At 47.8% G+C, this 18,846-nt stretch carries 23 protein-coding genes; 22 read left to right on the top strand and 1 reads right to left on the bottom strand.

All coding sequences use genetic code 11. From position 1 onward, the window contains the following. Nucleotides 1-204 precede the first annotated feature (204 nt). The 14 genes from upp (at nucleotide 205) to GC096_RS22530 (ending at nucleotide 10,854) form a co-directional block, all read left to right on the top strand. Nucleotides 205-834, top strand: a complete 630-nt coding sequence (upp, locus tag GC096_RS22595; RefSeq protein WP_171633368.1) for a uracil phosphoribosyltransferase — start codon at nucleotides 205-207, stop codon at nucleotides 832-834. A gap of 110 nt (nucleotides 835-944) precedes the next feature. Beyond that, nucleotides 945-2,081: a non-hydrolyzing UDP-N-acetylglucosamine 2-epimerase gene (wecB, locus tag GC096_RS22590; RefSeq protein ID WP_171633367.1), complete on the top strand. Its 1,137-nt coding sequence runs from the start codon at nucleotides 945-947 to the stop codon at nucleotides 2,079-2,081. A gap of 223 nt (nucleotides 2,082-2,304) precedes the next feature. Beyond that, nucleotides 2,305-2,526, top strand: a complete 222-nt coding sequence (locus GC096_RS22585) for an AtpZ/AtpI family protein (protein WP_056611689.1) — start codon at nucleotides 2,305-2,307, stop codon at nucleotides 2,524-2,526. Continuing rightward, complete coding sequence (locus tag GC096_RS22580) at nucleotides 2,523-2,906, top strand: ATP synthase subunit I (protein WP_246302899.1); 384 nt, start codon at nucleotides 2,523-2,525, stop codon at nucleotides 2,904-2,906. The genes GC096_RS22585 and GC096_RS22580 overlap by 4 nt, the downstream gene beginning before the upstream one ends. Before the next feature lie 46 nt (nucleotides 2,907-2,952). Continuing rightward, the gene (atpB, locus tag GC096_RS22575; protein ID WP_171633364.1) at nucleotides 2,953-3,651 is read left to right on the top strand and encodes a F0F1 ATP synthase subunit A; all 699 of its coding nucleotides are present in this window, start codon (nucleotides 2,953-2,955) and stop codon (nucleotides 3,649-3,651) included. 79 nt (nucleotides 3,652-3,730) lie between these two features. Beyond that, nucleotides 3,731-3,955 (top strand): F0F1 ATP synthase subunit C, encoded by a 225-nt coding sequence (gene atpE / locus GC096_RS22570; RefSeq protein WP_171633362.1) that lies wholly within the window; start codon nucleotides 3,731-3,733, stop codon nucleotides 3,953-3,955. An 81-nt stretch (nucleotides 3,956-4,036) separates the two neighbouring features. Continuing rightward, nucleotides 4,037-4,522, top strand: a complete 486-nt coding sequence (gene atpF, locus GC096_RS22565; protein ID WP_171633442.1) for a F0F1 ATP synthase subunit B — start codon at nucleotides 4,037-4,039, stop codon at nucleotides 4,520-4,522. Continuing rightward, nucleotides 4,519-5,052: a F0F1 ATP synthase subunit delta gene (locus GC096_RS22560; RefSeq protein WP_171633360.1), complete on the top strand. Its 534-nt coding sequence runs from the start codon at nucleotides 4,519-4,521 to the stop codon at nucleotides 5,050-5,052. The genes atpF and GC096_RS22560 overlap by 4 nt, the downstream gene beginning before the upstream one ends. A gap of 32 nt (nucleotides 5,053-5,084) precedes the next feature. Further along, nucleotides 5,085-6,599 (top strand): F0F1 ATP synthase subunit alpha, encoded by a 1,515-nt coding sequence (atpA, locus tag GC096_RS22555; protein WP_065854482.1) that lies wholly within the window; start codon nucleotides 5,085-5,087, stop codon nucleotides 6,597-6,599. A gap of 126 nt (nucleotides 6,600-6,725) precedes the next feature. Then, nucleotides 6,726-7,583: an ATP synthase F1 subunit gamma gene (gene atpG / locus GC096_RS22550; RefSeq protein WP_171633359.1), complete on the top strand. Its 858-nt coding sequence runs from the start codon at nucleotides 6,726-6,728 to the stop codon at nucleotides 7,581-7,583. A 45-nt stretch (nucleotides 7,584-7,628) separates the two neighbouring features. Further along, nucleotides 7,629-9,026 carry a F0F1 ATP synthase subunit beta gene (gene atpD / locus GC096_RS22545; protein WP_171633357.1) on the top strand — a complete coding sequence of 466 codons (1,398 nt, stop codon included), beginning with the start codon at nucleotides 7,629-7,631 and terminating at the stop codon, nucleotides 9,024-9,026. A 55-nt stretch (nucleotides 9,027-9,081) separates the two neighbouring features. Continuing rightward, complete coding sequence (locus tag GC096_RS22540; RefSeq protein WP_171633355.1) at nucleotides 9,082-9,486, top strand: F0F1 ATP synthase subunit epsilon; 405 nt, start codon at nucleotides 9,082-9,084, stop codon at nucleotides 9,484-9,486. A 499-nt stretch (nucleotides 9,487-9,985) separates the two neighbouring features. Beyond that, nucleotides 9,986-10,351, top strand: a complete 366-nt coding sequence (locus GC096_RS22535; RefSeq protein ID WP_057313434.1) for an NADH-quinone oxidoreductase subunit A — start codon at nucleotides 9,986-9,988, stop codon at nucleotides 10,349-10,351. Next, entirely contained in the window at nucleotides 10,336-10,854 is a 519-nt protein-coding gene (locus GC096_RS22530) for a NuoB/complex I 20 kDa subunit family protein (RefSeq protein ID WP_056611667.1), read from the top strand. The genes GC096_RS22535 and GC096_RS22530 overlap by 16 nt, the downstream gene beginning before the upstream one ends. Here the strand turns inward: GC096_RS22530 and GC096_RS38810 are convergent. Beyond that, nucleotides 10,844-11,224, bottom strand: coding sequence for a hypothetical protein (locus tag GC096_RS38810; protein ID WP_246302898.1), 381 nt, complete (start codon nucleotides 11,222-11,224; stop codon nucleotides 10,844-10,846). The two genes, GC096_RS22530 and GC096_RS38810, sit on opposite strands and share 11 nt — an antisense overlap. A 130-nt stretch (nucleotides 11,225-11,354) precedes the next feature. Between GC096_RS38810 and GC096_RS38805 the strand changes: the two genes are divergently transcribed. From GC096_RS38805 to GC096_RS22490, 8 genes are all read left to right on the top strand, one after another. Next, nucleotides 11,355-11,795, top strand: a complete 441-nt coding sequence (locus tag GC096_RS38805) for an NADH-quinone oxidoreductase subunit C (protein ID WP_246302897.1) — start codon at nucleotides 11,355-11,357, stop codon at nucleotides 11,793-11,795. A 3-nt stretch (nucleotides 11,796-11,798) separates the two neighbouring features. Beyond that, nucleotides 11,799-12,899, top strand: a complete 1,101-nt coding sequence (locus GC096_RS22520; protein WP_056611664.1) for an NADH-quinone oxidoreductase subunit D — start codon at nucleotides 11,799-11,801, stop codon at nucleotides 12,897-12,899. Then, nucleotides 12,899-13,903: an NADH-quinone oxidoreductase subunit NuoH gene (gene nuoH / locus GC096_RS22515; protein WP_056611661.1), complete on the top strand. Its 1,005-nt coding sequence runs from the start codon at nucleotides 12,899-12,901 to the stop codon at nucleotides 13,901-13,903. The genes GC096_RS22520 and nuoH overlap by 1 nt, the downstream gene beginning before the upstream one ends. 101 nt (nucleotides 13,904-14,004) lie before the next feature. Then, nucleotides 14,005-14,457, top strand: coding sequence for an NADH-quinone oxidoreductase subunit NuoI (gene nuoI / locus GC096_RS22510; RefSeq protein WP_056611658.1), 453 nt, complete (start codon nucleotides 14,005-14,007; stop codon nucleotides 14,455-14,457). Continuing rightward, complete coding sequence (locus GC096_RS22505; RefSeq protein WP_056611655.1) at nucleotides 14,450-14,980, top strand: NADH-quinone oxidoreductase subunit J; 531 nt, start codon at nucleotides 14,450-14,452, stop codon at nucleotides 14,978-14,980. Before nuoI ends, GC096_RS22505 begins: the two co-directional genes overlap by 8 nt. 2 nt (nucleotides 14,981-14,982) lie before the next feature. Beyond that, a complete protein-coding gene (gene nuoK / locus GC096_RS22500; protein ID WP_056611652.1) occupies nucleotides 14,983-15,294 on the top strand; it encodes an NADH-quinone oxidoreductase subunit NuoK in 312 nt (103 codons plus the stop codon). A gap of 15 nt (nucleotides 15,295-15,309) precedes the next feature. Further along, nucleotides 15,310-17,232, top strand: coding sequence for an NADH-quinone oxidoreductase subunit L (gene nuoL, locus GC096_RS22495; protein WP_171633352.1), 1,923 nt, complete (start codon nucleotides 15,310-15,312; stop codon nucleotides 17,230-17,232). Next, nucleotides 17,222-18,844 carry a complex I subunit 4 family protein gene (locus GC096_RS22490; RefSeq protein ID WP_171633350.1) on the top strand — a complete coding sequence of 541 codons (1,623 nt, stop codon included), beginning with the start codon at nucleotides 17,222-17,224 and terminating at the stop codon, nucleotides 18,842-18,844. The genes nuoL and GC096_RS22490 overlap by 11 nt, the downstream gene beginning before the upstream one ends. Nucleotides 18,845-18,846 lie beyond the last annotated feature (2 nt).

Raw genomic sequence — 18,846 nt, 5'->3', positions numbered from 1 at the left:
AAAACCCTTGTCTGAGCCCATTCTCCGATTGGAGAGTGCGGTTCACGAGGGTTTTTTGTCGTGATTTTATAACCTCAGGAAAACCACACTGCTTCGTTGTAGTAGTCATCAAGAGAAATGGCGGTTCTACAGCAGATAAGTTGGATAACATATGATATAATGGACGAGGTTTGCCTGACCTATAAGCTTAATTAGGAGGAACATATGGGTAAAGTACATATTTGCGATCATCCGCTTATCCAGCATAAGCTTACTTATATTCGGGATGAGAACACGACAACGAAAGATTTCAGAGCACTTGTTGATGAAGTTGCTACATTAATGGTGTATGAAATTACAAGAGATTTGCCACTACAGCAAGTGCAAGTGAAAACGCCCGTTACAACAGCAGATTGCCAAGTTATCTCGGGTAGAATGTTAGGGCTGATCCCTATTTTGCGAGCAGGGTTAGGTATGGTTGACGGTGTATTAAAGCTGATGCCAGCTGCAAAAGTAGGACATGTTGGTCTCTATCGCGATCCGGATACGCTTCAACCTGTTGAGTATTATGTGAAGCTGCCTACCGATGTGTTGGAGCGAGATTTACTAGTCATTGATCCTATGCTTGCAACAGGTGGTTCTGCCAATGCAGCGATCGAGGTGCTGAAACGCAGGGGCTGCTCACGTATTAAGCTAATGTGTCTCATTGCAGCACCTGAGGGCGTAGCTTCTGTACAAAAAGAACATCCTGACGTAGATATTTACGTCGCAGCGGTTGATGATCACTTGAATGATCATGGCTACATTGTGCCAGGTCTTGGGGATGCTGGGGATCGTCTGTATGGCACGGATTAATTTTTTGAACAAAAGTAACGCTTACGAAGTCAGTTTCCTGTATGAAAACTTAAGCTCATGCTTACGAAGCTAGTTTTCCTAACTGAAAACTTTAAGGGGAGAAGAAACCGATGAAACGTCTAAAAGTGATTACGATCTTCGGAACAAGACCTGAAGCTATCAAAATGGCTCCGCTCATTCTTGAGTTGGAGAAGCATCCTGAGCAGATTGAGTCTCTGGTATGCGTAACCGCACAACATCGTCAGATGTTGGACCAAGTGCTTGATATTTTCAAAATCACACCGAACTTTGATCTTAACGTTATGAAGGATCGCCAAACACTGAATGAGATTACGATGCGCGTGCTGCAAGGCTTGGAGCCAGTGTTCCAAGAAGCGAAGCCCGATCTGATTCTTGTGCATGGGGATACATTAACAACGTTCCTTGCCAGCTATGCAGCCTTCATGCAGCAGATTCAAGTAGGACACGTGGAAGCGGGTCTTCGGACGTGGAACAAATTGTCGCCATATCCGGAGGAAATGAACCGTCAATTAACGGGCGTTCTCGCTGATCTTCATTTTGCGCCAACTGGGCAATCCGCTGAAAACCTGCGCAAAGAAAATAAATCAGAGTCCCAAATTTATGTGACGGGAAATACGGCCATCGATGTGTTTAAGTACACGGTGCAGGAGAATTTCGAGCATCCTATTCTTGAATGGGCGGCGGGCCGCAAGTTAATCTTGATGACAGCACATCGCCGGGAAGCTCAAGGTGAGCCGCATCGTCAAATATTCCGTGCCGTGAAACGTATCGCCGATGAGTTTGAGGACATTGCCATCGTTTACCCGGTACATCCGAATCCGGTAGTTCTCGAGCCTGCCCATGAAATTCTAGGCAACCATCCACGGATTAAGCTGATCGATCCGCTTGACGTGTTCGAACTGCATAATTTCTATCCCCATACCTATATGATTCTGACAGACTCCGGTGGGCTTCAAGAAGAGGCGCCGACCTTCGGAGTTCCAGCTCTTGTTCTTCGCGATACAACAGAGCGTCCAGAAGGCATCCAAGCGGGAACATTAGAGCTTGTTGGGACGGACGAAGAAGTGGTCTACACACGTGCGCGCGCGCTCCTGACAGATCCAGAACAGTACAATAAAATGAGCCAAGCTGCGAACCCTTACGGAGACGGAAAAGCGTCAGAACGCATTGTTCAAGCGATTCTTCATCACTTCGGTAGGACGACTGAACGCCCGGAATCTTTCTAACCGTGACAAAATCATGACAAACGCTACAGCGTACAGTTGGACTGTTCGGTTTGAAAAAGCGCAAACCCTAGAGCCGCAAGGCTCTAAGGACTTTTGTGAGATGTGACAAATGAAGTTCCGTCAATTGACAAACTTAGCATGGCTTCGATACAATGAATGAGGATTCGTAGCAGATGAGCTACGAGACGCGTTTTCCCATGTGGAAAACACCCAGGAGGGTGCAATGAAACGGCCAAATTCCAATGATAATCCTTGGCGGGCAGTAGCGTTAACTAGTGCAATTGGCATAGACCTTGTCGTATGTTTGGCAGCCGGATATTTCTTCGGTGATTGGTTGAGTGGCGCACTTGGCGGACAGATCTGGTTGCTAGTCGGATTTTTACTTGGGCTTGTAACCGGCATCATGAGCATTTACTTCATGATTAAGCGGTACGGAGGGCTATGATGGACGACTTTTCAGCCACTCTGAAAACGGTTCAAAACGTATTTCTATTCTTTTTATCCTTTTGTTTGGCTGCATGGGCGCTTCTTGTCGATTACCGCATTTACTTTGCCGGACTTATGCTTGGCTCCACTGCAAGTATGATCAGCGCAAGGTTTCTTGCCTGGAAGATTAACAAGCTGGCAGCAGCTGCGATAGAGCAGTCAGGGCGCAAGGTAACCCTTGGCTTTCTGACAAGGGCAGCAATCGCGGGGTTTGTCGGTTTGGTCGCCGTCAGGTATCCCGAACATGTTGCAATAACCACGACGATTGTTGGATACTTTTTTGCTCAATTGGCAACACTCGTACTGGGTATTCTTTCTATTAAGAAGTCTAAGAAGTAATTCCACGATGTAACTTCAACGGATGAAAGGGGTGAAAATGGAAAATATGGAACATAAGGTACCAGAGTTTGAGTGGTTAGGCATTCATTTCGATGCATCGGCACTACTGATGATCGGAGTTACTACACTTATCGTGCTTATCCTTGCCATCGCAGGGGCTAGCCGAGCATCTGTAACAAATCCTTCGAAAATGCAAAACTTCATGGAGTGGACGATTGAGTTTGTAGAAGGCATTATAGGAAGCACAATTGGATCTAAACACGGTAAGGGTTTTATCGCACTAGGTCTTACGCTCATTATGTATATCTTTATCGGCAACATGCTTGGCCTTCCTTTCTCAATCGTGACGGAAGATCACGTGTCATGGTGGAAATCGCCTACAGCTGATATCGCTGTAACAGGAGCATTAACGGTTATCGTTATCGTTCTAAGTCACTACTTAGGGATAACACGTAATACAAAGCATTACTTCGCGCATTACTTTGAGTTCAAAGGGGCAATGTTGATCCTTCATTTAATTGAAGTTGTATCGAAGCCGCTTACGCTTGCTTTCCGTCTTTACGGTAACATCTATGCAGGTGAAATCATGATATCTGTCATCATGGGGTTAGGTGCGGTTGGGATTGTACCTCTCGTTGCATGGCAGGGCTTTAGTGTGTTCGTTGGTGCGATTCAAGCCTTCGTATTCACGATGTTGACCATGGTTTATATCTCACAAACATTGATTCATGAAGAAAAGCACTAAGCATTAGACTTACCTCGGGAAGTCTCGAGTCACTTATAAAACAACAAAAAACCTAAGAGTTTAAGGGAGGATTTTATCAATGGGAGCAATAGCATTAGTAGCAGCAGGTATCGTATTCGGTTTGGGAGCACTAGGTGCAGGTATTGGTAACGGTTTGATCGTAGGTCGTGCTTTGGAAGGTATTTCCCGTCAACCAGAACTTCGTGGTACGCTTCAAACAACGATGTTTATTGGGGTAGGTCTAGTAGAGGCAATGCCGGTCGTAGCATTGGTTCTTGCATTCTTGTTCATGGGAAAAGCGTAAGAAACTTATTGGCGGGGATGGCGGTACTCGCTATCACGCCTTCGTTTTGCCTACGTTATCAGAAGGGAGTGACGGTACTTGATTCATATTGAGTGGTCCACATTTGTTATACAACTTGTTGCGTTCTTGGTGTTATACTTGCTGCTTTCTAAATTTGCGTTCGGTCCACTGTTCGGCATGATGGAGAAACGCAGACAATTGGTGAAAGATCAAATCCAAACAGCTGAAGCAAGCCGAAAGCAAGCTGATCAACTGTTAGAGGAACAAAAGCAAGCGCTACAACAAACTCGTAAGGAAGCTTACGATATTATTGAGCAAGCGAAGCATACTGGTTCCAAGCAAGCGGATGATATTATTCATGCTGCTAGTGCAGAAGCTTCACGTCTGAAAGACGAAGCGTTGAAAGATATCGAGAATGAGAAGAACAAAGCGGTTGCCGCTCTTCGCAGCCAAGTTGGCGCGATGTCCGTTCTAATCGCATCCAAAATTATTGAGAAACAAATCGACGAAAAGTCACAAGAAGAACTTGTTGAGCATTACCTCAAAGAGGTAGGAGGCAACGTATGAGTGACATCGTCGTAGCGAAGCGTTATGCCAAAGCTTTATTCGAAGTAGCGAAGGAAAAGAATATCATTTCCCAAGTTGAAGATGAGCTTAAATCTGTAGCTAGTGCGATTAGGGATAATGCAGACTTGCAGAAGTTCCTGAACCATCCGAATATCGGGACGACCGTCAAAACGGACCTGCTGAAGCAGATTTTCGAGGGCAATGTTTCCGAACCGGTGTGGAACACGCTGCTGGTCTTGATTGATAAAGGAAGACAATCCATTCTAGACGCCTTAGTGAGTGATTATGCCAAGGTTGCGAATGAAGCACTCGGACAAGCGAGCGCAATCGTTTACTCAGCATTCGCATTGTCGGATGAACAGCAAGCGGAAATTGCCTCACATTTTAGCAAAGTAACAGGTAAAACGATTCGTGTTTCGTCCGTAGTTGAGCCAAAGCTGCTCGGCGGCGTACAAGTGCGTATCGGTGATCGTTTATATGATGGAAGCTTGGCAGGCAAGTTAGATCGCTTGTCCAAAGCATTGGTTTAACACAAGCACTGTAAGAATAGGGGTGAAGTTCGTTGAGTATCAAACCTGAAGAAATCAGCTCATTGATTAAACAACAGATAGCAAACTATAATTCCGATATCCAAGTGGTTGATGTAGGTACAGTCATTCAAGTTGGTGATGGTATCGCTCGTGCTCACGGCTTGGAAAGCGTAATGGCAGGCGAGCTGCTTGAGTTTCCAAGTGGCGTTCTAGGTTACGCGTTTAACTTGGAAGAAAGCAACGTAGGTATCGTTATTCTCGGACCTTACAAAGATATTCGTGAAGGCGACCAAGTTAAACGTACTGGCCGTATCATGGAAATTCCTGTAGGTGATGCACTACTAGGCCGTGTTGTTAACCCATTGGGTCAACCAGTCGATGGTAGAGGTCCTATCGAAACAACTGGATTCCGTCCAATCGAATCCCCAGCACCAGGCGTTATGGCCCGTAAATCGGTACATGAGCCAATGCAAACAGGGATCAAAGCGATTGACGCGATGGTACCAGTTGGCCGTGGACAACGTGAGTTGCTCATCGGTGACCGTCAAACAGGTAAAACAGCGATCGCTATCGATGCGATCATCAACCAAAAAGGCAATGGCGTTAAATGTATTTACGTTGCTATCGGTCAAAAGCAATCCACTGTCGTAGGTGTTGTTGAAACACTTCGTCACGCTGGTGCTTTGGACTACACAATCGTTGTAACAGCTTCTGCTTCTGAGCCTTCACCAATGCTTTGGTTGGCTCCGTACGCAGGTTGCGCAATGGGTGAGTACTTCATGTACAAAGGCGAGCACGTGTTGATCGTCTATGATGACTTGTCCAAACAAGCAGCTGCTTACCGTGAGTTGTCCCTCTTGCTTCGTCGTCCACCGGGTCGTGAAGCTTATCCAGGGGATGTTTTCTACTTGCACTCCCGTCTTCTAGAGCGTGCTGCGAAATTGAATGATGAGCTAGGTGGCGGTTCCATGACGGCACTTCCTTTCATTGAAACACAAGCAGGCGATATCTCGGCATACATTCCTACGAACGTAATTTCGATTACGGACGGACAAATCTTCTTAGAATCCGACTTGTTCTACTCAGGTCAGCGTCCAGCGGTTAACGTTGGTAACTCTGTATCTCGTGTAGGGGGCTCTGCGCAAACGAAAGCGATGAAAAAAGTTGCTGGTACACTTCGTGTTGACTTGGCACAATATCGTGAGCTTGCTGCATTTGCTGCATTCGGATCTGACTTGGATAAAGCAACTCAATCGCGTTTGGACCGTGGTGTTCGTACGCTTGAAATTTTGAAACAAGGTGTTCACCAACCGATGTCATTGGAGAAGCAAGTTGCTTCCCTTTACACTGTTGTTAAAGGACACGTGGATGATCTTCCAGTTCAAGACGTTACACGTTTTGAAGGTCAATTCTTGGCTTTCTTGGAATCGAACCGTCCAGAAATTCTACACAGCATTCGCGATACGAAGGACATCACTCCGGATAACGATAAAGCGCTAGTAGAAGCTATTGTTCAATTCAAAAAGAGCTTCGCAGCTTCTGTATAAATCATGATGGCAGAGCTTCATTAACGTGAAGCTCTACCTCCCATGTTAATCCTGGGCAGGCTGATCGCCTGAATTCAGGTCTTCGAATGAAGGCTTTTCTAAGCCTCAAAAGAGAGGTGAGCAGGTATGGCAAAAGGAATGCGCGAGATTAAGCGCCAAATCAAGTCCACACAAAGCACGAAACAAATCACGAGAGCGATGGAAATGGTCTCTGCAGCGAATTTGAGACGAGCACAACGTTCTGCGGAAGCAGCGCGTCCTTACTCAGACAAGTTGAAAGAAGTCGTTCAAAGCATCGCAGCTGGAAGCAAAGGGATCAAACATCCGATGTTACAGACACGCGAAGTGAAGAAGACAGGCTATTTAGTAATCACCTCGGATCGTGGATTGGCTGGAGGTTACAACGCTAACGTGTTGCGGAAGGTCATGACCGAGATTCGTGAAAACCATAAATCAACAGCTGAATATTCGATTTTCGTAATCGGACGTAAAGGCAGTAACTTCTTTCACAAGCGCAACATGCCAGTTGTAGAAGAAGTAACTGGTGTTCCGGATTCACCGAAATTCGCGGACATCAAGTCTGTCGCTACAGCAGCAGTAAAGAACTTCGAAAACGGAACGTATGACCAGTTGTTCTTGGTATACAACCAATTCAAAAATGCGATTACCCAAATTCCAACGATGATCCGCCTGCTTCCTATGGAAGAAGTTACTGGCGTGGCTGCTGCTAGTTATGAGTATGAGCCATCACCAGAAGGTGTTCTGGAAGTATTGCTGCCTAAATATGCAGAAACGCTTATTTACAGTGCTGTACTGGAAGGTAAAGCAAGTGAATTCGGTGCGAGAATGACAGCGATGAACTCCGCTACGAAGAATGCAACGAAAATGATTAGCGGTTACACATTAGCTTACAACCGTGCGCGTCAAGCTTCGATTACCCAAGAAATTTCGGAAATCGTTGCTGGAGCGAACGCGAACGCATAACAATAAAGCTTCTACGGAGGCAAAGCTTTTCTTAGGAGGGAAACCATGAGCAAAGGGCGCGTTGTAACAATTACAGGGCCAGTCGTCGACATTGAGTTCGAACGCGGACAACTCCCTGAAATCTTGAATGCCATCAAGATTGAAAGAAATGATAATGGCGTACTATCCACAATGACAGTCGAAGCAGCTGTTCACCTTGGTGACAACTTGGTTCGTTGTATCGCAATGTCCTCAACTGACGGACTTGTACGTGGAGCAGTTGCTATAGATACAAAAGCTGCAATCACTGTACCAGTTGGAGCAGCAACACTAGGTCGCGTGTTTAACGTATTGGGAGACCCTATCGATGGTATCGAAGAAGTTGACCGTACACTTACAAGCGGCATTCACAAAGAAGCTCCAGCTTTCGACAACTTGTCGACAAAAGCAGAGATTCTTGAAACAGGAATCAAAGTTATTGACCTCATGGCTCCTTATGTTAAGGGTGGTAAAATCGGTCTCTTCGGCGGCGCGGGTGTAGGTAAAACCGTAACAATGCAAGAGTTGATTCACAACATTGCACAAGAGCATGGCGGTATCTCCGTTTTCGCAGGCGTTGGAGAGCGTACTCGTGAAGGTAATGACCTTTATCACGAGATGAAAGATTCCGGCGTTATCGCAAAAACAGCGATGGTATTCGGTCAAATGAACGAGCCTCCAGGCGCGCGTCTTCGCGTAGCTTTGTCCGGTTTGACAATGGCTGAGTATTTCCGTGATGAAGAAGGTAAAGACGTTCTTCTGTTCATCGATAACATCTTCCGTTTCACACAAGCAGGTTCTGAGGTTTCCGCTTTGTTAGGCCGTATGCCTTCCGCGGTAGGTTACCAACCAACTCTAGCTACAGAAATGGGTCAATTGCAAGAGCGTATTACCTCCACGAAAAAAGGTTCTGTTACTTCCATTCAAGCGATCTACGTTCCTGCCGATGACTATACGGATCCGGCTCCAGCAACGGCTTTCGCCCACTTGGACGCAACAACGAACTTGGAGCGTAGTATTGCTGCAGCAGGTATTTTCCCTGCGGTAGATCCACTTGCTTCTTCATCCCGTATCTTGACGCCAGAAACACTTGGCGAAGATCACTATAGAACAGCACAAGGCGTTAAACAAATTCTTCAACGTTACAAAGAGCTTCTGGATATTATCGCGATCTTGGGTATGGATGAGTTGTCCGATGAGGACAAATTGACTGTACACCGTGCGCGTCGTCTTCGCTTGTTCTTGTCTCAGCCGCTTCACGTTGCTGAGCCGTTCAACGGTTTCCCAGGTCTTTATGTACCATTGAAAGAAACTGTGCGCAGCTTCAAAGAAATCCTTGAAGGTAAGCACGACAACCTTCCTGAAGTAGCTTTCCACAACGTTGGAACGATCGAGGACGCTATCGAGAAAGCAAAAACACTGTAAGCTTGGCTTTTTGCTAAGATCAGTTTTTGCTAAACTCTAAGGAAGGAGAATCCAAGTGAGTACATTCCTACTGGAAATTGTTACACCGGAGCGCAAAGTGTACGCTGAACAAGTGAACATGGTTAGCGTGAAGGGTACTGAAGGGGAGCTTGGAATTCTGCCGAATCACATTCCATTGGTCACTCCACTTAGAATCGCACCGATTACTGTGAAGAAAACGGGCTCCAAAGACGAAGTCATCGCAGTGAATGGCGGTTTCATGGAAGTGCGCAAGGATAAGGTGGTTATTTTGGCGGAAAGCGCCGAGCTACCTGAACAAATTGATATCGATCGTGCGAAGGCAGCGAAAGACCGTGCGGAGAAACGTCTTGCAGATACGAAGCAAGATAACGTGGATTTCAAACGTGCTGAAGCTTCTTTACAAAGAGCAGTGAATCGTATCGGTGTGTCCGGGAAATAAATATATGAAATAAAAGCGGGAGGACTTCGGTTCTTCCGCTTTTTTGCGTTGAATTAGCGAAGAAAAAAGCTGCCCCTCTCAGAGGAGAGGAACAGCTCGTTGATGATTTCCTTTTTAAGCGTGGTGCCAGACTGTGGATTCGCCTGTTTTCGGGCATGGAGGGAACGTTTGGCCTGCAACTAGCTCGACGCTTTGCCCATCGGCATCGCGATAGCGACCGGTTTCAGTAACTTTGTCATTGGTTCTATGTTGGTGATTTGCGTTCGATGCATTTGCCATAAAAAATCATTCCTTTCGTTTATCAAAATAGGGAATTTGGACAAGTCTAGAATGCCCAGTGAATAGTATTACCCACTTCTGTGAAATGCTACTCATACATGGAAAGAATTAATGTCGACGCCCAAACCCCTTTTTGTTATACTAATAAAGGTGATTATTACCAAAACTATCGAGATCGTAAGGAATGCAAATAAGAAATGGAGGCGGTTACATTCACATGATGTATACAAATAACTATGTAATCGTAGCGGTTTTTCTAGGGTTAGGTATTTTCCTTCCCATAGCAGCGCTGACGATTGGCAAATGGTTAAGACCGAGTAAACCCATCGATGAGAAGTATACGACGTATGAGAGTGGGAACGAACCTGTAGGTGAGGGACAAATCCGGTTTAACATTCGATATTATTTGTACGCTTTGATGTTTGTCATCTTTGATGTGGAGACCGTATTCCTCTATCCGTGGGCCGTTGCCTTTAATCAACTTGGATTATTCGCATTAATTGAAATGTGTATTTTTGTAGCCTTGCTTGCCATAGGATTAATATACGCTTGGAAGAAGAAGGTGCTGCGATGGACTTCAGTCTAGAATCAATCTCTCCCGAGGAACGGGAAGAAATAAACCGTAATGTATTTATGACAACACTGGAGCAGGTAAAAGCTTGGGCTCGCAGTAATTCGCTTTGGCCATTAACCTTTGGCTTGGCTTGTTGTGCAATCGAAATGATGGGAACGGGCGGTTCTCACTATGATTTAGACCGATTCGGAGTCATCTTCCGTACGTCACCAAGGCAATCAGATGTCATGATTGTAGCAGGGACAGTTACGAAGAAAATGGCTCCTTTGTTGCGCCGACTTTATGAACAAATGCCTGAACCGAAGTGGGTTATCGCGATGGGTTCCTGTGCAACAGCAGGCGGTCCGTATGTGAAATCGTATTCGGTCGTGAAGGGTGTCGATCAAATCGTGCCTGTGGACGTGTATATTCCAGGTTGTCCGCCGAATCCAGCTGCGCTGATCTATGGCATCAACAAGCTTCAGGAGAAGATTCGTTATGAAGCGAAGACTGGGAAGCAGGTGATTAATCGATGAGTGAGGAGAACAAGCCGGAAGAAACCACGGTTCCGACTCCTCCTGTTGGTGAGGATGGGAAAGAGGAAGGCAAAGCGGGGAGCGCTGCTGATGGCAGTGTTGAGAGCAAACCGGTAGGTAGCGATTCCGTTGGAGCGGAGAATCCGCCGGTTGAGAACAAACCGGAAGGAAGCTCGGAGAGCAAAACCGAAGCTAGCGTGCCGCCGACTGGCGCAAGCACGCCAGCCACGGACGCGGCGGCAGAGCGCGCCGCGGCAAGAGCCGCGCGCCTCGCAGCGCGCGCGGCAGCAGAGGCGGGCGAGCCTGCGCCCGCCGGGGCAGCAACGCCAGCGTCCGCAGACGCTGGCTCTGACGAAGAGAAGGCGGCCAAAGCCCAGGCCGCCGCAGAAGCCCGTGCCGCGCGAGCCGCAGCACGCGGAGCGAAGCCCGAATCGGCGGATCCAGCCGCGCCGAAGGAACCTTCACCGAACCAGCCGCTGCTAGACCGGCTGGTCGCGATCTTGAAGGCCGAGGCAGGCGAAGACGCCGTCGTCGAATCTTTCATCAACGAAAGGGACGCGCATCGTCCTTACGTCATCATTCACAGCTCGCGCTGGCCGCAGGCCGCGCTGACGCTTCGCAATCACGAAGAGCTGCGCTGCGATTACTTGCGCAATCTCTCCGGTGTGGACCAAGAAACGCACCTTGAGGTGGCGTATCATCTGCTTTCCCTCACACACAAGCATGAGTATTGTGTGAAGGTGAAGACAGACCGCGAGCAACCAAGCATACCTTCGGTAGCTGATGTTTGGCCGACAGCCAACTGGAACGAGCGCGAAGCCTTTGACCTTTTCGGCATCGACTTCCCTGGCCACCCGAACTTAGTACGGATCATGATGCCTGATGATTGGGTGGGACATCCACTGCGCAAAGACTACGAACCGCTTGACCCGGAGGTGTAGCACGTGTTACGGACAGAAGAGCTCCTGTTAAACGTTGGTCCTCAGCATCCCAGTACTCACGGCGTTTTCCGCGTGATTGTAAAGTTGGATGGTGAAGTCATTCGAGAAGCCATACCCGTTATGGGCTACTTACATAGAGGAACAGAGAAATTGGCTGAGAACCTCAGCTATACCCAAATCATCCCATACACCGACCGTATGGATTACGTATCGGCGATGACGACCAACTACGCGTTAGTTAACGCCGTAGAGAGAATGATGCAACTCGAAGTACCTGAACGAGCGGAATTTCTTCGCTTAATCGTAATGGAGCTGCAACGGATCGCGTCACACATGGTGTGGTGGGGAACGTACCTGCTGGATATCGGGGCGATGAGCCCGTTCTTGTATGCGTTCCGTGACCGTGAAATCATTATCGATCTCTTCAATGAACTGTGTGGCGCGCGATTAACGTACAACTACATGCGTGTAGGCGGCGTGAAATGGGACGCACCAGATGGTTGGATCGAAAAGGTACGCAAATTCGTGCCGTATATGTACGGCAAATTAGAAGAGTATCACACACTTGTCACTGGAAATGAGATTTTCCTCTCACGGATCAAGGGCGTAGGCAAATATGACGCTGAGACAGCCATTGCGTATGGCCTTAGCGGGGCGAATCTGCGTTGTACGGGTGTTGACTGGGATATTCGCAAGACGCAGCCCTACAGCCTGTACAGCCGCTTCCAGTTCGATGTGCCTGTGCGCAGTGGCGGGGATTGCTATGACCGCTATTTAATTCGAATGGAAGAAATCAAACAATCCCTTCGCATCTTGGAACAAGCCTTAGACGTGTTCCCTGAGGGTGGCGAAACGATGGGCAAAGTACCGAGAGTCATCCGCCCGCCAGAAGGCGAAATTTACGCAGCGATTGAATCTCCGCGTGGGGAAATTGGCTGCCATATTATTTCCCGAGGTAAGCAAGAACCGTACCGCTTGAAATTCCGCAGACCGTCCTTCGTGAATCTGCAAATATTGCCCAAGCTTCTGGTCGGGGAATCGATGACCAATCTAATTACGATTCTGGGCGGCATCGATATTGTCGTTGGGGAGGTGGATGCCTAATGGTCAATTTATTGGAGGAGAGTCTGACATGGACGAACTTCTTCGTATTCCTATTCTGGGGCATCGTGATGCTCATGCTCGTGTTGGGGTTCGTTACCTATGCGATCTACTTCGAGCGTAAGGTCATCGGCTGGATGCAGCTGCGGATCGGGCCGAACCGGACAGGACCTTTCGGGCTGTTGCAAAGTGTCGCGGACGTCTTCAAGCTTCTCATTAAGGAAGATACGATTCCTAAGAAAGCCGAGCGTGAGCTTTTCATACTCGCACCTATCATTACCTTTATCCCGTCCTTTACAATCATTGCCACCATTCCTTTCTCGGATCGGATGTTTGGTGCGAATTTAAATGTGGGATTGCTTTATTACGTGGCGCTAACAGGGATATCAACCATCGGAATTATTCTAGGCGGTTGGGCATCCAACAATAAATATGCGTTACTGGGCGGCATGCGTTCGGCAGCTCAAATGATTAGTTATGAAGTTCCGTTAGTTATTTCGGTTGTTGGTGTAATTATGATGACGGGCAGCTTGAATCTACATACGATTGTCGATCATCAAACAGGCGGCTTCTGGCACTGGAATTTCATTCCGCAGATCCTGGGTTTCATTATTTTCGTGATTGCGGGTGTGTCGGAGCTTAATCGTACGCCGTTTGACTTGCCAGAAGCAGAATCTGAGCTCGTTGCGGGCTATCATGTGGAATACAGCGGCTTCCGCTTCGCTTTCTTCATGCTATCCGAGTATGTGTACGTCTTCGTCATTGCTTCACTGGTGAGTCTGATTTTCCTTGGTGGATGGCACGCGCCATTCGGATTCCTTGATTTCATACCAGGCGTAATCTGGTTCCTGTTGAAATTCTCGTCGGTCGTGTTCTTCCTTTTCTGGCTGCGGGCGACACTGCCACGTGTTCGAATTGATCAATTGATGGGGTTCGGCTGGAAAGTGCTGCTTCCACTAGCACTGGTCAACATGCTGGTGACGGCGATTATCATGACCATCTTCTAAGCAAGAAAGCTGATCTTGGTCGGATTTTTCCTCCGCAAAACGTTAAGTCCATGCTTTCGAAGTTAGTTTTGCTAGCGCAAAACTTGAAGGAGTTGAAACATATGAAGGGCATTATGAAAGGTTTAGGCTTCACGTTCAAGCATTTGACTGAGAAGAAAGTAACGTACGCATACCCGGAAGTTCCGATTAAAATGCCGGATCGTTTTCGTGGTATTCAATATTTTGATCCCGAGAAATGCATTGTGTGCAATCAATGTGCGCGTGTATGCCCGACGGAGTGTATTACGTTAACTGGAAAAGCGAACCCAGACCCTGAGAAAAAGGGGAAGGTCATTGATACGTATGACATCAACTTCGAAATTTGTATCCTGTGCGATCTGTGCACAGAGGTGTGTCCGACAGAAGCGATCGTGATGACGAACAATTTTGAGCTCAGCAGCTATAGTCGGGATGATTTGTTCAAAAATATGGAGTGGCTGAGCAACAACACCCAAAACATTCGTCAAGAGAACAATTCTGCGATGCCTAAAGGGGGCGCGAAGAAAGATGTTTAGTGGACTCGGCGATTTCTTATCCAGTGGTACGAGTTGGGCATTCTTTATTTTCGCGTTGCTCGCGATCGGCGGGGCGATCTTTATGATCTCTTTTACGAAAGTCGTGCACATGGTTGTTGCAGTGGCCCTCACGTTTATTAGCTTGGCTGGTCTGTATGTCATTCTTGAAGCAGAGTTTGTCGCTTTCGTGCAAGTCTTGATTTATGCCGGTGCCATCTCCATTCTGATGATTTTCGGCATTATGATGACGAAGCATAGACAGGGTGAAGACGAGGGACTTAAGCGTCCATGGCATGAAGGCTTGGCCATTCTTGGCGCTGTGGGATTGTTCGGCGTGTTGTTCTATGCGATTCAGAAATCGACCTTCGTCTCTTCGGGGACGTTGGATGCTGGCAAGGATAATACGCTCGAAATCGGGAAGCTGCTGTATAACGTGCATGTCATTCCCTTCGAAATCATGTCCGTGCTGCTGACGGTAGCGTTCATTGGTGCCATCGTAGTTGCAAAGAGAGAGGAGGATTAGCGTTGGGTAACTTAATTACTCCTTATCTTACATTAGCGGCGATCCTATTCTGCATTGGACTGTACGGTGCATTAACGAAGAAAAACGGGGTTATCGTCTTGCTCTCCATCGAGCTTATGCTCAATGCGGTGAACTTGAATTTGATTGCCTTCTCGAAACTAGGAGATCACCCCGCATTGACGGGGCATATCTTCTCCCTCTTTAACATTACGATTGCAGCTGCCGAGGCGGCTGTGGGGATTGCGATATTGATCACGATTTACCGAAATAAAGGCACCGTCGAAGTGACAGATTTGGATTCTATGAAGCGCTAGGAGGCTAACAAGGCTATGGTATCGGACTATTCACAGTACGCCTGGCTCATTCCATTGTTTCCGTTGCTTGCTTTTCTAGCGCTTACGGCAATGGGGCGTCAACTAAAAGATTTAGGCATTTACATTAGCATTTTTGCAATGCTGCTTTCGTTTATTGTGGCTTTGCTCATTTTTGTGGAGCGGATTGGCGGCAATGTTGAGGATTTCACATGGGATAAAATGAATTGGCTGCAAGTGGGCGATTTTACGCTGAAAATGGGGTTTGAGGTCACCAATCTAAACTCCCTGATGCTCGTAATCGTCACGCTAGTTTCACTGTTGGTGAACATTTATTCCAAAGGCTACATGAAAGGCGACGAGCGTATTCACGTGTTTTTCGGTTATATTGCGCTGTTCTCTTTCTCCATGCTAGGCCTTGTTATTTCTGAAAATATGCTGGAGCTCTACATCTTCTGGGAGCTAGTAGGGGTATGTTCCTTCTTGCTTGTCGGATTCTGGTACTTCAAGCCAGAGGCGAAGGCTGCCGCCAAAAAGGCATTCATCGTCACCCGCATCGGGGATGTGGGCTTGTTTATCGCGATCCTGTTGTTGTATCTCTACATGCCAGGGCACGCGCTAGATTTCACATCGATACATAACGCCTTCACCACTGGAAAAATCGACCCTACGATCGTCACGTGGATCGCTGTTCTGATTTTCATCGGGGCGATGGGTAAATCCGGTCAATTCCCGCTGCACACGTGGTTACCTGACGCAATGGAAGGGCCGACGCCGATTTCCGCGTTGATCCATGCCGCAACGATGGTTGCTGCTGGGGTGTACCTTGTGGCACGGACGTTCGATATTTTCCACGCATCGCCGGATGCGTTGACGGTCGTTGCTTATGTGGGTGGATTTACCGCCATTTTTGCAGCAACAATCGGTATTGCACAGAACGATATTAAACGGATTCTCGCTTACTCGACGGTGAGTCAACTCGGTTACATGATGATGGCGCTGGGGATTGGCGTTTCATTCACCTCAGGAATGTTCCACCTGTTTACACATGCCTTCTTCAAAGCGCTGCTCTTCTTGGGTGCAGGTAGTGTGATTCACGCGGTTCATACGCAAAATATCAACGAAATGGGCGGTTTATCCCGCAAAATGAAAATCACGACCTGGACCTTCGCGATTGGAACGCTGGCTTTAGCCGGTATCTTCCCGTTTGCAGGCTTCTGGTCGAAGGATATGATTCTCACGGAAGCATACGAGCATAACCAGCTTCTGTTCTGGGTCGGTGTGATTGCGGCGTTTTTCACCGCTTTCTATATGTCACGTCTGTTCTTCCTTGTGTTTATGGGTACGTCTAGAGCGAAAGCAGTGGCTTCGGAGGATCACGATGATCATGGCCATGACCACGCCAATGAGCCGCATGAATCTCCAGCTTCGATGACGACACCACTTATCGTGCTTGCCGTGCTTGCTGTAGTGGCAGGCTTCGTGAATACGCCATTCAATGAATGGCTCGGTCACTGGCTGACAGGGCAGGAACATGAGGAGACGGCCAATTGGACGGTTATTATTTTGTCCACATTAGCTGGATTGCTTGGCATTGGTCTTGGTTACCTCATTTATCTGAAACGCACGATCCCTCGGGATATTGTTTCGAGCAAAATGCCTTGGTTGTACACGTTGCTTAATCGCAAATATTTCATCGATGAAATTTACGATGCCATTGTAGTCAAACCGCTTCGTGGCCTTGGCTATATCTTGGAATTGATTGATATTTACATCATTGATGGGATTGTTCGCTTAGTTGCTTTCACGGTGGTTAGTCTTGGACGCTTAGGCTCCCGACTCCAAAATGGTCAACTGCAGTCCTACGGGGTCATCATGCTGCTCGGGATGCTGATTCTGGCACTTGCCATTGCAGGAAGGAGGTTCATACATGCCGGCTAATTTACCCATTCTTAGTATGATTGCCTTCTCACCTCTGCTTGGTGTGCTCGTCCTGCTTTTCCTTCGAGGTGATCGTGGACGTTTGATTAAAACAGTAGGTATCGTCACGACGCTGATTCCGCTGATTTTGGCGGCATGGCTGTATGTGGACTATAACTATCAAGGGGATCCACTTCAGTACAAAGAACAGCTGAGTTGGATTAAAGTCCCTTTAAACCACGAGGGTATTCAGCAAATTACACAATTTTTCTTCGAGTTTAAATATTCGTTAGCTGTCGATGGCATATCGTTGCCGCTCGTCTTTCTAACGGCACTGATTTCGTCGATGGCCGCATTAGCGTCTGTTTATATCAAGAAACGTTGGAAAACGTATTTCATTTTGTTCCTTTTGCTAGAAACGGGTATGTTCGGTGTATTCATGGCACAGGATCTCTTCTTGTTCTTCCTGTTCTTCGAAATTACACTCGTGCCGATGTTCTTCTTAATCGGAATTTGGGGGTATATGAACCGGGAGCAGGCGGCAAATCGCTTCTTGCTGTATAACGGTCTTGGATCAGCGATCATGCTGATTGCCTTCCTTATTCTGGTGACGACTGCAGGATTTAACCAAGATCCATCGCAGACAGAGGCTATCATTTACTATAGCGGCGACATTCATACGATTGCACACAATTTATTGCAGGCTCCTGAGGCCTACGTGAATCAGAGCGGTACGCCGTTCTTTATGAGTCAAAACATGAAATGGACCGTGTTCATCATGCTGCTGGTCGCTTTCGGGATCAAGCTGCCGATCTTCCCGTTCCATACGTGGATGCTGAAAGTACATACAGAGGCTCCGCCTGCTGTTGTTATGATTCACTCCGGGATTTTGCTCAAAATGGGGGCCTACGGCCTCATCCGTTTCGGCATTCTGTTCTTCCCGGCAGAAGCCCAGCAATGGGCGTGGGTGCTCGCGCTCCTCGGCGTCATTAACATCGTGTACGGTGCGCTTCTTGCGATGGTCCAGAAGGACTTCAAGCTCGTGCTCGCCTACTCGAGTATCAGCCACATGGGCATCGTCCTGTTGGGACTTGCTGCGTTCAACATCTCAGGTCTGCAAGGCGCCGTGTTCCAGTTGATCTCACACGGTCTGATCTCAGCCCTGATGTTCTTGCTCGTCGGCAGCATCTACGAGCGGACCGAAACGACGCAGCTCGATCGCTTGGGCGGTCTCGCTCGCAATATTCCCTTCATCAGTGGTATTCTGCTGATCGGGGGCATGGCCTCGCTCGGATTGCCAGGCTTATCCGGCTTCATCAGTGAGTTCCTCGCGTTCGTCGGACTCTTTGAAACCCACCGCGTGTACGCGATTGTCGGTACACTGGGTATTATCTTCGCAGCGGTTTACGTGCTGCGGGGGGTACTGAACATCACGTTCGGCCCTCAGCAGCCGAGCTTATTGCAGCAAGGGATGCGCGACGCGCGTCTCATCGAGGCTGTGCCGATGATTACCTTGGTCGCGTTCATTCTCTTGCTGGGCGTGTACCCAAGCGTGCTGAGTCAGCCGCTTCAACAAACCATTGGCAGCTTGGATCAATTGATCCATAGCGTAGCCGGGAAGATAGGAGGTTAGTC

Origin of the sequence: Paenibacillus plantarum (genome assembly GCF_013141695.1) — a bacterium.
GTDB lineage: Bacteria > Bacillota > Bacilli > Paenibacillales > NBRC-103111 > Paenibacillus_E > Paenibacillus_E plantarum.
The sequence above is the reverse complement of the archived record's forward strand: the minus strand, read 5'-3'. Positions and strand labels throughout refer to the sequence as shown.

What these genes read in the sequence shown, in the direction of transcription:
- GC096_RS22490 (WP_171633350.1), top strand. Translation starts at nt 17,222, where the DNA reads ATGCCGGCTAATTTACCCATTCTTAGTATGATTGCCTTCTCACCTCTG.
- nuoL (WP_171633352.1), top strand. Translation starts at nt 15,310, where the DNA reads ATGGTATCGGACTATTCACAGTACGCCTGGCTCATTCCATTGTTTCCG.
- atpE (WP_171633362.1), top strand. Translation starts at nt 3,731, where the DNA reads ATGGGAGCAATAGCATTAGTAGCAGCAGGTATCGTATTCGGTTTGGGA.
- upp (WP_171633368.1), top strand. Translation starts at nt 205, where the DNA reads ATGGGTAAAGTACATATTTGCGATCATCCGCTTATCCAGCATAAGCTT.
- atpB (WP_171633364.1), top strand. Translation starts at nt 2,953, where the DNA reads ATGGAACATAAGGTACCAGAGTTTGAGTGGTTAGGCATTCATTTCGAT.
- wecB (WP_171633367.1), top strand. Translation starts at nt 945, where the DNA reads ATGAAACGTCTAAAAGTGATTACGATCTTCGGAACAAGACCTGAAGCT.
- GC096_RS22530 (WP_056611667.1), top strand. Translation starts at nt 10,336, where the DNA reads ATGGACTTCAGTCTAGAATCAATCTCTCCCGAGGAACGGGAAGAAATA.
- GC096_RS22585 (WP_056611689.1), top strand. Translation starts at nt 2,305, where the DNA reads ATGAAACGGCCAAATTCCAATGATAATCCTTGGCGGGCAGTAGCGTTA.
- GC096_RS22535 (WP_057313434.1), top strand. Translation starts at nt 9,986, where the DNA reads ATGTATACAAATAACTATGTAATCGTAGCGGTTTTTCTAGGGTTAGGT.
- GC096_RS22580 (WP_246302899.1), top strand. Translation starts at nt 2,523, where the DNA reads ATGATGGACGACTTTTCAGCCACTCTGAAAACGGTTCAAAACGTATTT.
- atpG (WP_171633359.1), top strand. Translation starts at nt 6,726, where the DNA reads ATGGCAAAAGGAATGCGCGAGATTAAGCGCCAAATCAAGTCCACACAA.
- GC096_RS22505 (WP_056611655.1), top strand. Translation starts at nt 14,450, where the DNA reads ATGTTTAGTGGACTCGGCGATTTCTTATCCAGTGGTACGAGTTGGGCA.
- nuoI (WP_056611658.1), top strand. Translation starts at nt 14,005, where the DNA reads ATGAAGGGCATTATGAAAGGTTTAGGCTTCACGTTCAAGCATTTGACT.
- atpD (WP_171633357.1), top strand. Translation starts at nt 7,629, where the DNA reads ATGAGCAAAGGGCGCGTTGTAACAATTACAGGGCCAGTCGTCGACATT.
- GC096_RS22560 (WP_171633360.1), top strand. Translation starts at nt 4,519, where the DNA reads ATGAGTGACATCGTCGTAGCGAAGCGTTATGCCAAAGCTTTATTCGAA.
- nuoH (WP_056611661.1), top strand. Translation starts at nt 12,899, where the DNA reads ATGGTCAATTTATTGGAGGAGAGTCTGACATGGACGAACTTCTTCGTA.